Here is a 14,639-nt window from a genome sequence, read left to right as displayed (position 1 = left end):
ATACACTAACTTAGCTTAGGTCTCTATTTTTATGTTTAAAAAATTAAGGAGTTGTCCTATATGGATCCAAGTATGATTTTACCTTATTTATGGGTGCTCGTTGTTCTAGTATTTTTAGAAGGACTATTGGCTGCAGATAATGCCGTAGTTATGGCAGTTATGGTTAAACATTTACCGCCTGAGCAACGTAAAAAAGCTTTGTTTTATGGTTTGTTAGGTGCATTAGTATTCCGTTTTATTTCTTTATTCTTAATCAGTATTATCGCAAATCTTTGGTGGATACAAGCACTTGGTGCGCTATACCTACTATACATGTCCATTAGCAATTTAATATCCTTCTTTAAAAATAAAGACAAAGAAGAACAAGAAGCTGGAGATGACCACCACTTTGATGAAGATGGTGGAGAGATTCACGCAAGTCCTAAAGCGTTTTGGGGCACTGTATTAAAAGTTGAATTCGCAGATATCGCATTTGCTATTGATTCAATGCTTGCTGCTCTTGCAATTGCAGTGACATTACCTGCAGTTGGCATCCACTTCGGCGGCATGGACTTAGGTCAGTTTGCTGTTATGTTCATAGGTGGTATGTTGGGAGTTGTAATTATGCGTTTCGCTGCAACATGGTTTGTAAATTTATTAAACAAATACCCAGGTTTAGAAGGCGCTGCTTTTGCTATTGTTGGTTGGGTAGGAATTAAATTGGTGGTTATGGTGCTCGCACATGAAAAAATCGCTGTTTTACCTGAACACTTCCCACATAGTACGTTATGGCAATCTATTTTCTGGACTGTCATGATATTATTAGTAGTTATTGGTTGGTTAACTTCATTAAGAAATAACAAGAAAAAAGAAAAACAAAAGTAAATATTAATGTAACTGGAAAAGCTCATAGAGTTTTTCCAGTTTTTTTATGGAAAAATATGTGGAGACAATAAGGTATTTTCTTGGAATTTTAATAGTGTCGTTTACTAAAATTGAGCAAGGATATGTCAAAAAATTTGATAATATCATTTAAAGTTAGAAATTTTGTAAGAAAGTGATTATAATCAGAATGTATCTATTTTTATAAAACAAAATAAAGAAGAATTATCTATTATGATATGTCATAATAGAGTGTGAAGATTTATGTAAGATTAGGGGGAATTAAGGTGACTCAAAATAAAAAACACGTCATTCCTAAAGAAAAATACGGACGTAAACGACGTGAGTTTTTTCATAATGAAGAACGTGAACAACGTGTACATTTAGAGCATGAGGCCAGAGAACAGCGTGAAGAAAAAGCGCAAAAATTAGCCAAAAATAATGAGGAACGTGTGAAAGAAAATTTAAGAAAAGCACGTATCGAAAAGCTAACACAAGAAGAGATACAGCAACAACAGGCTTTGATGGCTAAACAAAGTGGTTCTAAAGAAGATATAGATACATCAAGTGATAAACAGGCATCAGATATCGAACAGTCTTCAAGCTACCCACAGAAGCAAAATGCTAATTATCATTCTCAAAGTAAGTCTGAGCAAGATACTGATTATCGTCGAGACAATAAAGAAAATGATACTGTGGTTACTGACCAGAGCACATTATCAAACGATCAGTCGTCAACAATTGATGAAGAAGATAATTTTTATTCAGAAGAAGCACAACAATCGCGAGTTGAAGCATACGTTGAAGATGAAGATGTAAATTCAAATCAAAATGCAGATGCAGATGCAAAAGAACAGGAAAAAGAGCAAACAACAGAACGTAATAAGCATGCAACTCAACAACAAGAACCAAGTCACGCCAATCAAAATGGACAATTAAGTGGTGTTGATAAAGTTAAATATTTCTTTAAGGAACATTGGCCGAAAGTACTTATCGTTATTGCAGTTATAGTATTATTAACTTTGATGAACGCAATATTTACTAACGTTGATCAAAACGGTAATGATAAAGATAGTATTTTCCAAAGTAATAATGATAAAGAAAAGTCATATACAACAACGATGAAGAGCGCAAATAGTGCTACAAAATCAGTAGTAACGGTTGAGAATGATACAAGCAACAAAGGTTCTTCTGCAGAGAAAGAGACACAAGAAGCAGGTAAAGAAAATGAGCTAGGTTCAGGTGTCGTCTACAAAAAAGTAGGCGACTCTATTTTTATCATGACAAATGCGCATGTAGTAGGAGACAAGAAAGAACAGAAGATTACATATGGCAATGGAGACTACTCAATAGGAAAAGTCATTGGCACAGACAAATACTCTGATATTGCAGTAGTTAAAGCCAAAGTTAAGTCTGGGAGCGACGTTAAACCAATCAAAATGGGTGATTCAAGCACTTTAGTATTAGGGGAACCGATTATCGTTGTAGGGAATCCATTGGGTGTTGATTTTAAAGGTAGCGTTTCAGAAGGTATCGTCTCAGGTCTTAATCGTCATATACCTGTAGATATTGATAAAGATGAACAATATGATGTGTTAATGGATGCATTTCAAATCGATGCGCCGGTAAACCCTGGTAACTCAGGTGGCGGCGTGATTAATAGAGATGGTAAATTAATAGGTATTGCATCGTTGAAGATCGATATGGATAATGTAGAAGGTATTGCATTTGCAATTCCAGTAAATCAAGCTGAATCAATAGCAAAAGAACTTGAAGCTAAGGGTGAAGTCAAATATCCTAATACAGGTATTCGTATCATGAATGTTGCCGATATCGATGATGAAACACGTCAATCATTACAACTACCTGAAGATGTGAAATCAGGTGTATTAATTGGTGATGTTAAAGAAAACTCAACAGGTGAAAAATCTGGGTTGCAAAAAAATGATGTCATAGTAGAATTAGATGGTAAAGAATTAGAAGATAATCTAAGATATAGACAAATTATTTTTAAACATAAAGATGATTTGGATACATTACCAGCTAAAATATACAGAGACGGTAAGCTTAAGGATATCAAGATTAAATTGAAGTAGCGTTGAGGTGAATAAACGTTGTCCATTTTCAATCAATTGTTAAAAAAATCAAGCCCTCAACAAGGGATAGTGATGTATTATATTGTTGCAATTATCGTAGCATTTTTATTGCTTAATTTACCATTTGTTCATAAATCTGGGGTTAATGTTGACCCGATTGATTCCTTGTTTGTAGCAGTTTCAGGCGTGAGTGTGACTGGTTTATCACCTGTTAATATCGTCGAAACGTATACTACTTTTGGACAAATCATAATTATGATTATTCTAAATATCGGTGGTATTGGTGTCATGGCCATAGGTACAATGCTATGGGTGTTTTTAGGAAAACATATTGGTATGCGTGAACGTCAGCTTATTATGCTTGATAATAATAAAGATACTATGAGCGGTACAGTTAAACTGATTCTAGATATTGTGCGTACAATTTTAATTATAGAACTTGTTGGTGCCTCATTATTAGCATTTTATTTTTATAGAGATAATCCAGATTTGCAATATGCAATTATGCAGGGCATGTTTGTAGCTGTATCTGCAACGACAAATGGCGGTTTAGACATTACAGGACAATCGTTAATTCCTTATGCCAATGATTATTTTGTTCAAACTATAGTTATGTTTTTAATCATTTTAGGATCTATAGGCTTTCCAGTATTAATTGAAGTTAAAGCATATATTAAAAATAGAATTCCTAATTTTAGATTTTCATTATTTGCAAAAATTACAACAATGACTTACTTAGTATTGTTTGTATTTGGCGCAATAATTATTTTATTATTTGAACATAATCATGCTTTTCAAAATATGACATGGCATAAATCGTTATTTTATGCGCTATTCCAATCTGCAACAACGAGAAGTGCTGGGTTACAAACTATTGATGTAAGTGATTTTGGAGAAGGTACGAATGTAATTATGAGTATCTTAATGTTTATTGGTTCTTCTCCGAGTTCAGTAGGCGGTGGTATCAGAACGACTACTTTCGCAATCTTAATTTTATTCTTATTGAACTTTAGCAATAATAATGAAAAAACTTCGATTAAAGCATTTAATCGTGAAATTCATACGACAGATGTACAACGCTCATTTGCTGTTTTTACAATGGCAGGAATCCTTACATTTGCAGGTACGATTACGATACTTGTAGTTGAAAATGGCAAACTATCATTTCTACAAGCATTTTTCGAGGTGATGTCAGCGTTTGGAACATGTGGACTATCGTTAGGCGTTACTGATGATATAAGCGGGATGAGTAAGGTCGTATTGATGATACTGATGTTTATTGGTCGTGTAGGGCTTATTAGTTTCATTATTATGATTGGTGGCCGTAGAGAGCCAGACAAATACCATTATCCGAAAGAACGCATTCAAATTGGCTAAAACTCCATTTTGATAATTGTATGATGATTAAATATAAAGTTAACCCCTTCTTGTAACGATAGTGCAAGAGAGGGGTTTTTAATTATTAAAATTCTTAGAATGTAATATTTCCTTTTGCTATCATGGGTATTTAGAAACATGTTAAACTTAGGTAAATGAGGGGAGAGGCATATGAAAAAAAGCGAGAGAATTACAATAGATGTTATCACAACTTCAGATATGCACAGTCATTTTCTAAACGGGGATCATGGTTCTAATATATATAGAGCAGGTACTTACGTTAAAACGAAACGAAAAGAAAATGAACATGTGATTTTGTTAGATAGTGGCGGTAGTTTGGCAGGCTCATTGGCTGCATTTTATTATGCTGTTGTTGCGCCGTATAAGCGTCACCCTATGATAAAGTTGATGAATGCTATGCAATATGATGCAAGTGGTATCAGTCCTAATGAATTTAAATTCGGTTTATCCTTCTTTTCAAGAGCAGTCTCTTTATCTAGGTTTCCATGGCTATCAGCGAATATTGAATATAAGCGTACACGAGAACCTTATTTTTCTACACCATATACGATAAAAGAGATAGAAGGCGTCAAGATAGCTATTGTTGGGTTGACTTCGGACGGATTGATGAACCGCGAACACTTTGAAATGGAGAATGAGCTGCAAATTGATAAAACTTTAGTGGCTTCTAAAAGGTGGATTCGTTTTATTCATGAAACTGAAATGCCGGATTTTCTCATAGTCATATATCATGGTGGTATAAACCAACTTAATAAATCCGCAAATGAACGCGAGCAAAACGTGAATGAAGCGGAAAAAATTATGCAATCGCTAGGTGTGATTGATTTACTGATTACTGGTCATCAACATCAAACCTTTATTGGTAGAGATGATCAAACATTGTATGTGCAAGCAGGTCAAAATGCGGAACAATTAGTTCATGTGAAAATTAACTTTAAGCAAAGAACTACCTCTTATGAGTTAGACGATGTGGAGTCACAAATTGTTGATTTAAATAAGTATAAGGAAGATGAGGATTTATTAAACTTAACATTTTATGATAGAAAAACTGTTGAACATTGGGGCAAAGAAGTTTTAAATGTTACACCTGTTTCTGCTCAAGTAAATGGTTTAGGAGATGTTATTACAAAACCTCATCCTTTCACACAACTTTTACACGACGGTATTCGCTCAGAGTTTGATTATGATATTTCATGTGTACATCTACCTACCAGTGGAGAAGAGGGCTTAGAGGCAACAGTAACCAATGAAGCATTATATAAAGCGTACCCACATCCTGACGTGCCAGTCGATTTAACTATAAAAGGACAGCAGATTAAAGATATTCTAGAATATGGTTATTCACATATAGAATTTAGCCAGGGTGAACTCAGTTTAACGATTATTGATGAAACATTATGTACGTTTTGGCAAGGCGTGGATTACACTATTGATATGAATGCTGCACCATTTAACCGTGTTAATTTAAAAAACATTAGACTGAATCATATGTATCGTGTAAGTATGACAGATTATTGTTATAGAAATTATAGACAGTATTTAGAAAATGCAGTTATTCATGAAACTGGCGAAATAACAATGGTAGAATTAATATCTAGGAATTTGAAAAATGAGCAGTATAAGATAAATCAAAAACAAAGCTTTAATGTAATAACATAGTTTGAAAGATTGTAATATAAATACGACTTCGTACGCGCTAGTATAAGGCAGGCATCAGTCTCAGCCTGTATTGTTCGGCTAGCGTTTGTATGGCTTAGTGTTGAAATTATTGAAAATGCTTACTCTGCTAATATATTTATTTCATATAATACAAAAAAACTGGAAGATGACCATTGTTTTAATGAGCATCTTCCAGTTTTTAATTTTTAATAGAACGTATAAAGTTCCACAATAAGTTAAGCATGGAATATTAATAGAATTACTACTGCAACGATTTGTGCTATTACAGTGGTAGCAATTCTACGCGTATAAAAGTAGCTTATTGAGAGTGCAATTTGTACGATAAAGATGAAGAAAACAATCCATAAATTATCTAGATAGTAGAATAATGAAGCCGAGCAAAGCGCCGTAATTATAATACTAAGCCAACTTGGTATGTTTAATTTAATCAATTCTTTTTGTAAAACTGTTCTCATATAGAGTTCATGACAAGGTATAACAAAGACTAATGTTATTAACATTTGCCATTTAAAATATACGCCAGTTCGTGTTAATTCTTTAATTAATTCAAGATATTTTATATCCGAAGAAATTGCTGCAATAATCAGCTGAATAATAATTAATACGATACCAGTAATAATTCCAACACCTAGAGAAGTAAGTAATCTCTTAGATTCTATATCTCTTTGATAAAAGATATAACTAATACCAGCTATAAGCATAATGCCAGTATATAAATACCAATACTCTTGTTTTTCTCCCCACATAATGAAGAGGATGATGTGGAATACAATAAAGCTTAAAAGAAACCAGATTAAAGCCTTTGAAATTCTATGCATTTTTTACTATCCTTCTTGTTCAACGATTGTATATCGCTTATGATTAATAACGGTTTTTTCAGGCAAGTCTAAATCATTGAAATTTTCCATAATTGTTAAGTCAACAATTACTGAATTATCATTAATTTTTTCTACACGGCCTTTTAAACCATCATAAAATTCTACTATATTTCCAACTTCTGCAACAGTCATTTTTAGTCCTCCCTAGAAATGCTAACTAGATAGTATTATACAAAAAAAATTAGGACAAATAAACAAATAACCATTAAATTGTGTGATATAAGCCGATTTTGAAACTTTTTATCATATTTAAAGTAAATGATTGGCATTTTTAGAGGAAATATAGCATAAATAAGATAAGGGTATATTTATAGGGAAAAGGAGTGCAATAGATGAAGTTTATTAATAATAATGATATTACAGATCCAACATTAAATTTAGCAATGGAAGAATATGTTTTAAAAAATATGCCGAAAGACGACAGCTATTTTCTATTTTATGTGAATAGACCGTCTATTATAATTGGTAAAAACCAAAATACGATTGAAGAAGTTAACAAACCATATATTGATGCACATAATATTGATGTTGTGAGACGTATCTCAGGTGGGGGTGCTGTTTACCATGATGAAGGTAATTTAAACTTCAGTTTCATAACAGATGATGATGGTAACAGTTTCCATAATTTCAAAAAATTCACTGAACCAATTGTTGAAGCATTAAAATCGTTGGGTGTTGATGCTGAAATGACTGGTAGAAATGATATTCAAGTAGGTAAAGCTAAAATTTCAGGTAATGCTATGGTAAAAGTGAAAGAGCGTATGTTTAGCCATGGGACATTAATGTTAAATAGTGAATTGAGCGAAGTTCAGAATGCATTAAAAGTAAATCCTGCAAAAATTAAATCTAAAGGAATTAAATCTGTACGTAGTAGAGTCGCAAATATTTCAGAATTTCTTGAAGAACCTATTGATATTGATGACTTTAAAGAAATTATCTTAAAAACTATTTTTGGAGAAGCAAATCAAGTCGAAACGTATCAACTCACAGATGAAGATTGGAAAAATATTGAAAAATTGAGTAACGAGAAATATCGTACTTGGGATTGGAATTATGGTAGAAATCCAAAATATAACTTTGAAAGAGAAGAGAAGTTTGAAAAAGGCTTCGTTCAAATTAAATTAGATGTTAAACAAGGTCGTATTGAGCATGCAAGAATTTTTGGAGATTTCTTTGGTGAAGGTGATATTACAGAACTTGAAAAAGCATTAGAAGGTACGTTACACGAATTTGATAGTATTGAAGAAGCATTTTCAAACTACGATATTTATCATTATTTTGGCGATATCGACCGCCATGAACTCATTAGATTAATGTCATAAGTAAGTGTTATTAATAAGCATAAAACTCAAAAAGGTCTATTCTCTAACTTATTGGTGTAAGTAGGGAATAGACCTTATTTTAAATAACAATCTATTAAATTATCCAACGAGAAATTCCTCCAGGTTTCTGTATTCTTCAGTATATCGTTTGAAATCCTGCTCGTTTTTATTCTTAAGTGCGTGGTCAATGAGGTGTTCTAACTGCTGTTTACGGACATTTCTTAACGACTCATCAATGATTAACTCAATACCTAAATCATTAATCGTTGATACAAAAGATTCTAATGAATTGTATTTAACATTTGTATTGTTTTTCATTTTCAACACAGCCCCTCTATCTATATTTACATATAGTATACAGCCTTTTATTTTTGAAATCAATAAATAGTCAGACTTTTCCGAAAATATAAGTGTAATTTGCAACTTTTCAAAAAATAAGAAAATGCAAAAGTATAATAACTGAAAATCAATTGTAGGAAACTTATAAAATATTTTATTATATAAGTTGATTTTAAAATCTTTGTGTTATATTATTTGAGTATCACCATAAGTTTTAAGGAGGCGTCAGCTATGATTCAACAATACATTATTAAAAAAGGTGATATGGTTCTTCAACCATGTAATTTATCTATAGGACTAAATGAAGGTACTTGTGTATTAAAGTACAAAGAGGAGCGTGATATCGTAAAGGAACGGACACATAAAATTATAGATCGTTCATGTAGATTTTATGGTAGTAGTTATGTATTTAAAAAAGAAGACACAATGAGAATTACTGGCATTAATAGTAAACCCCCAATTTTATTCACTCCATTATTTCCTACTTACTTTTTTCCTACACATTCAGACCGAAAAGAAGAAAACACTTGGATTAATATTCATTATGTACAAACGATAAGAGCTTTAAAAGATAAAAAATGTAAAGTCACATTTGTCGATAACCAAACTATAGTTGTTAATATTTCAGCGCACAGTATGCATCATCAATACTTAAATGGCATATATTATTACTATATGATGGATAGAGCAGCTAGGGTGGCTACTTTTGATCCTGAATCTCCTATAGACTATACGAAACCACAATTAAATATTTATGAAGCATTAGCAAAATATTCTCTATTTGAAAATAAATAGCAAAACATTTCTGAAATATAAATGTAAAAATGTCATATGTGGAATATTATATTAATTTAGTGTAAATATTCCGCATATTTTTTTGCTAAAGGTACTTGAAAATTTCTCTGTAGTTGATATAATAGTATTTGTGCTTGATTGAGATATCAATTATTCCACAGTAGCTCAGTGGTAGAGCTATCGGCTGTTAACCGATCGGTCGTAGGTTCGAGTCCTACCTGTGGAGCCATTGGAAACGTACTCAAGTTGGCTGAAGAGGCGCCCCTGCTAAGGGTGTAGGTCGCGCAAGCGGCGCGAGAGTTCGAATCTCTCCGTTTCCGTTAATAAAAACAAGATTTTTAATACCGAAGTCCTTAACAGGATTTCGGTATTTTTTGTTTTGAAACTTTAAAATTTGTAAATCCATAAATTATTATTTAATAATATTAAAGTGAGTAATAGATATATGTAACCCAAGGAATCTTCTGATTTTATGGAAGATTCCTTGGGTGTACGTTTTTTTAATTTTTAAAACTTGAGAAAACTAGCAACAATTTTTATTGTCTTCTTCTTTTTTTTCGTTATTTTCTTCTTTTTTATCCGTATGTTCTTCAATTTCTACTGAACAACATGATTGTTCTTGTGGTTTTAATTTTTTTAATGCATCTTTGATACCCAATTACTACACCTCCTTAAATAATTAAGTTAACAATTAGACCAGTAGCAATTGCTACGCCTAAAATTGCTATAATAAAAGATATTACAAATTTCTTTTTAAATAATTTGGATAACAATATGACTTCAGGAATACTTGCGCCTGCACCACCTATAATTAACGCCACCACCGTACCTAATGACATGCCTTTAGATACTAATGCTTCAGCTATAGGCAGCATTGTTTCTGGTCTGATATACATTGGAATACCAATAACAGAAGCAATAACAACTGAGATAATACCATCGCCACTTGCATATTGAGTTATAAATGCTTCAGGAATAAATCCATAAATAAATGCTCCTATAAATACACCAATAATTAAATAAGGCAACATTGGATATAGGAAAGCCCAAGCATCATTTAACGCTTGCTTAACACGAGATCCCGATTTATTTGAGAAGAAACCATCGCCTTTAACAGTAACGCCTTTATAACTCTCTGCCAGATTCATTTTTGAAAATACAAGACCTGTTAAAATACTGAAAAATGCTAAGACAATAAAATAAACAACAGCAACTTTCCAACCTAATAGAAGCCAAAGCATAAATATCATGAGTGGATTCATGAGTGGGGAAGCGATTAAGAAACTCATAGCTGGACCAAATGGAACTTTTGAGTTTAATAATCCGGCAAGAATAGGAATAGTGGAACAAGAACAAAACGGTGTAATAGCTCCAAAAGCCATACCCAATACATAGTTTGTTGCTTTGTTAGGTTTGCTCAACAGTCTTCGTATTTTATCTTCCGAAACGAGTTGTTGAATTAAACTTACGATAAAACTTACAATTATAAATAGTGATAACAATTCAAAAAATAACATTAAAAATGTTTTGATGAATTCAAAGATTAACTCTGTCATTAGTGAAGCTCCTCTAAATATATTAATCAACTTTTATTGATGTATTAATCAAAAAAAGTTGATTAATACAATGTGAAATAAGGTGAAAACTACAATATGTTACAGCAAGTATCTTCAGTTAATACGACTTGGATTTGTGCTTCGTTGATTTTGTAGTAGTTCCATGTACCGTGCTTTTCAAGAATTAAAATCTGTGCATCGACTAATTTTTTTAAATGATAAGAAAGTTTAGATTGTTTTAAATCTAATAGCGCTTCTAAGTCACATACACATAGTGATTTATTAGGGCTCTGACTAATTTGATTAAGTATTTTTAAGCGGTTTTTGTCAGCGAGTGCGTTGAACATATTTTCATAATAGGTTAATTTGTCATCTTCATTTAAATGATTCGTATTTTTTATAATGTTCATAAGTTACACCTTTCTAATTAATCAATTTTTTTTGATGTATTAATTATAATATATCATGACGATTATTTCAAATTTCAATTTATAACATTATTAATATCATATAGACAACCATCTATATAGATGATATTCTATGTACTTGTGAGAGGGGAGATAAACGTGTCATATAAAGAAATATCGATCGTATTAAAAGTTTTATCTGACCCTAGTAGGTTAGAAATTTTGGATTTACTTTCTTGTGGTGAGTTATGTGCATGTGATGTATTGGAACATTTTCAATTTTCTCAGCCAACGTTAAGTCATCATATGAAATCGTTAGTAGAGTGTGAGTTAATTACTACACGAAAAAAGGGGAATAAGCGCATGTATCAGCTTAACCACGATGTATTTGAACAAATTAATCAAAGTTTAAATCTAATAAATACTACAAATGAATTATGTGTTTGTAAAGATATGAAGTCAGGTGAGTGTTAATGATGACGATATTAGCAATCACAATCTTTGTATTAACGTTAATTTTTGTTATTTGGCAGCCTAAAGGTTTAGATATTGGTATTACTGCATTAATAGGTGCTGTAGTTGCTATAATCACCGGCGTTGTGAGCTTTTCAGATGTACTGGAAGTTACTGGAATCGTTTGGAATGCGACCTTAACGTTTGTTGCTGTTATTCTAATTTCACTCATATTAGATGAAATTGGGTTCTTTGAGTGGTCTGCTATACATATGGTTAGAGCATCAAAGGGTAATGGCTTGAAGATGTTTATCTTTATCATGCTCTTGGGTTCAGTTGTAGCAGCCTTCTTCGCAAATGATGGTGCAGCTTTAATACTTACACCTATTGTATTAGCAATGGTACGTAATTTAGGCTTTGATAAAAAAGCAATATTTCCATTTATCATTGCTAGTGGTTTTATTGCAGATACAACCTCATTACCACTTATTGTTAGTAATTTAGTTAATATAGTTTCTGCGGATTATTTCGATATAGGTTTTATTGAATATTTCAGTAAAATGATCATACCTAATTTATTCTCGTTAATTGCAAGCATTCTTGTTTTATGGTTGTATTTTAGAAAATCTATTCCTGGCAAATTTAACGAAGTAAATATCAGAGAACCAAGAGAAGCGATTAAAGATAAAAAACTTTTTAACATCTCGTGGATCGTACTTGCTTTCTTACTCGTTGGTTATTTAATAAGCGAGTTTATAAATATTCCAGTATCTATTATAGCTGGTATCATTGCTTTAATATTTGTATTATTAGCGCGTAAATCTAAAGCGGTACATACGAAACAAGTAATTAAAGGTGCGCCATGGAATATTGTTTTATTCTCCATTGGTATGTATCTCGTCGTTTTTGGTTTGAAGAATGTCGGCATTACGACTTTACTTGGAGATGTACTAACAAATGTTTCAAGTTACGGTTTGTTTAGTAGTATCATGGGCATGGGCTTTATAGCTGCATTTCTTTCATCCATTATGAACAACATGCCAACTGTATTAATAGATGCAATAGCAATTGGTCAATCGAGTGCCACAGGATTATTAAAAGAAGGCATGATTTATGCCAACATTATTGGATCTGATTTAGGACCTAAAATAACACCAATCGGCTCTTTAGCCACACTTCTTTGGTTACACGTGTTAACTCAAAAAGGAGTGAAAATATCTTGGGGTGTATATTTCAAAACAGGAATTATTATCACAATCCCTGTTTTATTTGTAACCCTATTAGGTTTATATTTAACACTAATTATTTTCTAAAAAGAGAGGTAGTAATAGATGAATAAAAAAACAATTTACTTTATATGTACTGGTAATTCTTGTCGTAGTCAAATAGCTGAAGGCTGGGGAAGAGAAATACTCGGCGAAGAATGGAATGTTTACTCAGCAGGTATCGAAACGCATGGCGTAAACCCCAAGGCGATAGAAGCGATGAAAGAAGTAAACATTGATATTTCAAATCATACATCCGATATGATTGATAGTAATATTTTAAAACAGTCGGACCTCGTTGTTACACTTTGTAGTGATGCTGATGATAATTGTCCAGTTATCCCACCTAATGTAAAAAAAGAACATTGGGGCTTTGATGATCCAGCAGGTAAAGCATGGTCAGAATTTCAACGTGTAAGAGATGAAATAGGCGATACAATTAAACGATTTAATGAACTATAAGCATTTAAATTTATTTTGTTATTTTTAAATGAAAAACTTAAAAATGAGTATGAAATAAATCAGAAAAATAATAAAAACCTTCAAAGTAGACACTAAAAGTGAAAACTTTGAAGTTTTTTTATGTCAAAATAGCGATGTATTAATAATTACAGTAGATAGGAATTTAAGTTTTAAATAATAGTAATGTTTTTTAAGAACTAACTAGGGAAAAAGTATATTATAAGCAATAAGATTATAAAAATTAGATATGCTTAGATCTTTACCAATAATACGAGGCAATAATTTTTTGATTTTAACTCAAGATATTGCATGATTAATATACTTGATGTTGTAAAAAAAACATAAAAATATTATAAAACGCCTCTATAGCAGATTTGAAGATAGGTCATTTATGGAAAGTGTTGCAAAATTCTTTTGTTTTTACAATAAATATTGTTTGTGATGTTGTATACAAACAAAAAAAGTGGTAAGCTATGCAATGTGGTAAATTAAGAAAATAGGAGAGATATATATGGGCTTTATTATTATGATTATAGTAGGCGGTTTAATCGGTTGGTTAGCCGGCGCAATTTTAGGTAAAGATATTCCAGGTGGAATTATTGGTAATATTATTGCAGGTTTAATCGGTTCAGCTATAGGTAGTAGATTATTAGGCACTTGGGGTCCAGTTTTAGGTGGCGTTCCAATCTTACCAGCATTAATCGGGGCAATCGTATTAATCCTAATTGTTTCACTTATTATGAAAGCAATTAGAAAATAGTATATAACCACTCACCATTTGGTGGGTGTTAGTACTTAGACAAACCATTTGCTATAAAGCATTTGGTTTTTTTAATAGATACTATTCCTTGAGGGGATATTTGTTCATTCATTTCATTGTTTAATTCTTACATGAAATGGAATAAATATTTTTTCTACTTCAATTATATATTTATTTTGTGTTTTTGCTTTTATATGAATGCAGTCAATGAATAATTGTAATTGATGATATTGTTTTTGTTTTAAAAACAGTAGTGATTTGGGCCGACTCCTGCGGGAAAGCACTAGTCGAAGACTACAGGCTGAGACAGTGCCCGCGGAAAGCGTGCACAAAAAACTGCCAACAAAGTCATAGATTTTGTCGACAC

At 32.0% G+C, this 14,639-nt stretch carries 16 protein-coding genes and 2 tRNA genes; 12 read left to right on the top strand and 6 right to left on the bottom strand.

Annotated features, from left to right (window positions below):
• Positions 1-60: 60 nt before the first annotated feature.
• The 4 genes from AAA453_RS11390 to AAA453_RS11375 all read left to right on the top strand — a co-directional run bounded on the left by AAA453_RS11390 (position 61) and on the right by AAA453_RS11375 (position 6,014).
• Positions 61-864 carry a TerC family protein gene (locus tag AAA453_RS11390; protein WP_069832162.1) on the top strand — a complete coding sequence of 268 codons (804 nt, stop codon included), beginning with the start codon at positions 61-63 and terminating at the stop codon, positions 862-864.
• A 284-nt stretch (positions 865-1,148) separates the two neighbouring features.
• A complete protein-coding gene (locus AAA453_RS11385; protein WP_427705061.1) occupies positions 1,149-2,957 on the top strand; it encodes a S1C family serine protease in 1,809 nt (602 codons plus the stop codon).
• Between the two features lie 18 nt (positions 2,958-2,975).
• Positions 2,976-4,334, top strand: coding sequence for a TrkH family potassium uptake protein (locus AAA453_RS11380; protein WP_285322894.1), 1,359 nt, complete (start codon positions 2,976-2,978; stop codon positions 4,332-4,334).
• A gap of 171 nt (positions 4,335-4,505) precedes the next feature.
• Positions 4,506-6,014, top strand: coding sequence for a bifunctional metallophosphatase/5'-nucleotidase (locus AAA453_RS11375; RefSeq protein WP_427705058.1), 1,509 nt, complete (start codon positions 4,506-4,508; stop codon positions 6,012-6,014).
• Between the two features lie 236 nt (positions 6,015-6,250).
• Here AAA453_RS11375 and AAA453_RS11370 read toward each other — a convergent pair whose 3' ends face one another.
• On the bottom strand, positions 6,251-6,853 hold the full coding sequence (locus tag AAA453_RS11370; protein ID WP_065337672.1) for a CPBP family glutamic-type intramembrane protease: 603 nt from the start codon (positions 6,851-6,853) through the stop codon (positions 6,251-6,253).
• Between the two features lie 6 nt (positions 6,854-6,859).
• Positions 6,860-7,045 carry a YkvS family protein gene (locus tag AAA453_RS11365; protein WP_002508073.1) on the bottom strand — a complete coding sequence of 62 codons (186 nt, stop codon included), beginning with the start codon at positions 7,043-7,045 and terminating at the stop codon, positions 6,860-6,862.
• A 200-nt stretch (positions 7,046-7,245) separates the two neighbouring features.
• Between AAA453_RS11365 and AAA453_RS11360 the strand changes: the two genes are divergently transcribed.
• Entirely contained in the window at positions 7,246-8,235 is a 990-nt protein-coding gene (locus tag AAA453_RS11360; protein WP_285322898.1) for a lipoate--protein ligase, read from the top strand.
• Positions 8,236-8,334: 99 nt separating this feature from the next.
• Here the strand turns inward: AAA453_RS11360 and AAA453_RS11355 are convergent, their stop codons facing one another.
• Positions 8,335-8,553: an IDEAL domain-containing protein gene (locus AAA453_RS11355; RefSeq protein WP_069818212.1), complete on the bottom strand. Its 219-nt coding sequence runs from the start codon at positions 8,551-8,553 to the stop codon at positions 8,335-8,337.
• Positions 8,554-8,805: 252 nt separating this feature from the next.
• Between AAA453_RS11355 and AAA453_RS11350 the strand changes: the two genes are divergently transcribed.
• The 3 genes from AAA453_RS11350 to AAA453_RS11340 all read left to right on the top strand — a co-directional run bounded on the left by AAA453_RS11350 (position 8,806) and on the right by AAA453_RS11340 (position 9,689).
• Positions 8,806-9,369: a competence protein ComK gene (locus AAA453_RS11350; protein WP_069818213.1), complete on the top strand. Its 564-nt coding sequence runs from the start codon at positions 8,806-8,808 to the stop codon at positions 9,367-9,369.
• A 154-nt stretch (positions 9,370-9,523) separates the two neighbouring features.
• Positions 9,524-9,598: transfer RNA gene (locus AAA453_RS11345), tRNA-Asn, on the top strand.
• 2 nt (positions 9,599-9,600) lie between these two features.
• Positions 9,601-9,689, top strand: a tRNA-Ser gene (locus AAA453_RS11340).
• 203 nt (positions 9,690-9,892) lie between these two features.
• Here AAA453_RS11340 and AAA453_RS11335 read toward each other — a convergent pair.
• The 3 genes from AAA453_RS11335 to AAA453_RS11325 all read right to left on the bottom strand — a co-directional run bounded on the left by AAA453_RS11335 (position 9,893) and on the right by AAA453_RS11325 (position 11,335).
• Positions 9,893-10,027 carry an alcohol dehydrogenase gene (locus AAA453_RS11335; RefSeq protein ID WP_069832168.1) on the bottom strand — a complete coding sequence of 45 codons (135 nt, stop codon included), beginning with the start codon at positions 10,025-10,027 and terminating at the stop codon, positions 9,893-9,895.
• 13 nt (positions 10,028-10,040) lie between these two features.
• Positions 10,041-10,925 (bottom strand): permease, encoded by an 885-nt coding sequence (locus tag AAA453_RS11330; RefSeq protein WP_427705056.1) that lies wholly within the window; start codon positions 10,923-10,925, stop codon positions 10,041-10,043.
• An 89-nt stretch (positions 10,926-11,014) separates the two neighbouring features.
• On the bottom strand, positions 11,015-11,335 hold the full coding sequence (locus tag AAA453_RS11325) for an ArsR/SmtB family transcription factor (protein WP_285322905.1): 321 nt from the start codon (positions 11,333-11,335) through the stop codon (positions 11,015-11,017).
• 156 nt (positions 11,336-11,491) lie between these two features.
• Between AAA453_RS11325 and AAA453_RS11320 the strand changes: the two genes are divergently transcribed.
• The 4 genes from AAA453_RS11320 to AAA453_RS11305 all read left to right on the top strand — a co-directional run bounded on the left by AAA453_RS11320 (position 11,492) and on the right by AAA453_RS11305 (position 14,272).
• On the top strand, positions 11,492-11,806 hold the full coding sequence (locus tag AAA453_RS11320) for an ArsR/SmtB family transcription factor (protein ID WP_427705053.1): 315 nt from the start codon (positions 11,492-11,494) through the stop codon (positions 11,804-11,806).
• Positions 11,806-13,098: an arsenite efflux transporter membrane subunit ArsB gene (arsB, locus tag AAA453_RS11315; RefSeq protein WP_427705051.1), complete on the top strand. Its 1,293-nt coding sequence runs from the start codon at positions 11,806-11,808 to the stop codon at positions 13,096-13,098. Before AAA453_RS11320 ends, arsB begins: the two co-directional genes overlap by 1 nt.
• 18 nt (positions 13,099-13,116) lie before the next feature.
• On the top strand, positions 13,117-13,512 hold the full coding sequence (gene arsC / locus AAA453_RS11310) for an arsenate reductase (thioredoxin) (RefSeq protein WP_427705048.1): 396 nt from the start codon (positions 13,117-13,119) through the stop codon (positions 13,510-13,512).
• Positions 13,513-14,023: 511 nt separating this feature from the next.
• On the top strand, positions 14,024-14,272 hold the full coding sequence (locus AAA453_RS11305) for a GlsB/YeaQ/YmgE family stress response membrane protein (RefSeq protein ID WP_069818224.1): 249 nt from the start codon (positions 14,024-14,026) through the stop codon (positions 14,270-14,272).
• Positions 14,273-14,639 lie beyond the last annotated feature (367 nt).

The sequence above is a fragment of the Staphylococcus parequorum genome (genome assembly GCF_039237145.1).
Lineage (GTDB): Bacteria > Bacillota > Bacilli > Staphylococcales > Staphylococcaceae > Staphylococcus > Staphylococcus equorum_A.
This window is presented reverse-complemented; position numbering and strand designations above follow the sequence as displayed.

Bases quoted from the DNA above. Each gene is read 5' to 3' on its own strand.
- AAA453_RS11390 (WP_069832162.1), top strand. From the start codon at position 61: ATGGATCCAAGTATGATTTTACCTTATTTATGGGTGCTCGTTGTTCTA.
- AAA453_RS11375 (WP_427705058.1), top strand. From the start codon at position 4,506: ATGAAAAAAAGCGAGAGAATTACAATAGATGTTATCACAACTTCAGAT.
- AAA453_RS11370 (WP_065337672.1), bottom strand. From the start codon at position 6,853: ATGCATAGAATTTCAAAGGCTTTAATCTGGTTTCTTTTAAGCTTTATT.
- AAA453_RS11365 (WP_002508073.1), bottom strand. From the start codon at position 7,045: ATGACTGTTGCAGAAGTTGGAAATATAGTAGAATTTTATGATGGTTTA.
- AAA453_RS11360 (WP_285322898.1), top strand. From the start codon at position 7,246: ATGAAGTTTATTAATAATAATGATATTACAGATCCAACATTAAATTTA.
- AAA453_RS11355 (WP_069818212.1), bottom strand. From the start codon at position 8,553: ATGAAAAACAATACAAATGTTAAATACAATTCATTAGAATCTTTTGTA.
- AAA453_RS11350 (WP_069818213.1), top strand. From the start codon at position 8,806: ATGATTCAACAATACATTATTAAAAAAGGTGATATGGTTCTTCAACCA.
- AAA453_RS11330 (WP_427705056.1), bottom strand. From the start codon at position 10,925: ATGACAGAGTTAATCTTTGAATTCATCAAAACATTTTTAATGTTATTT.
- AAA453_RS11325 (WP_285322905.1), bottom strand. From the start codon at position 11,335: ATGAACATTATAAAAAATACGAATCATTTAAATGAAGATGACAAATTA.
- arsB (WP_427705051.1), top strand. From the start codon at position 11,806: ATGATGACGATATTAGCAATCACAATCTTTGTATTAACGTTAATTTTT.
- arsC (WP_427705048.1), top strand. From the start codon at position 13,117: ATGAATAAAAAAACAATTTACTTTATATGTACTGGTAATTCTTGTCGT.
- AAA453_RS11305 (WP_069818224.1), top strand. From the start codon at position 14,024: ATGGGCTTTATTATTATGATTATAGTAGGCGGTTTAATCGGTTGGTTA.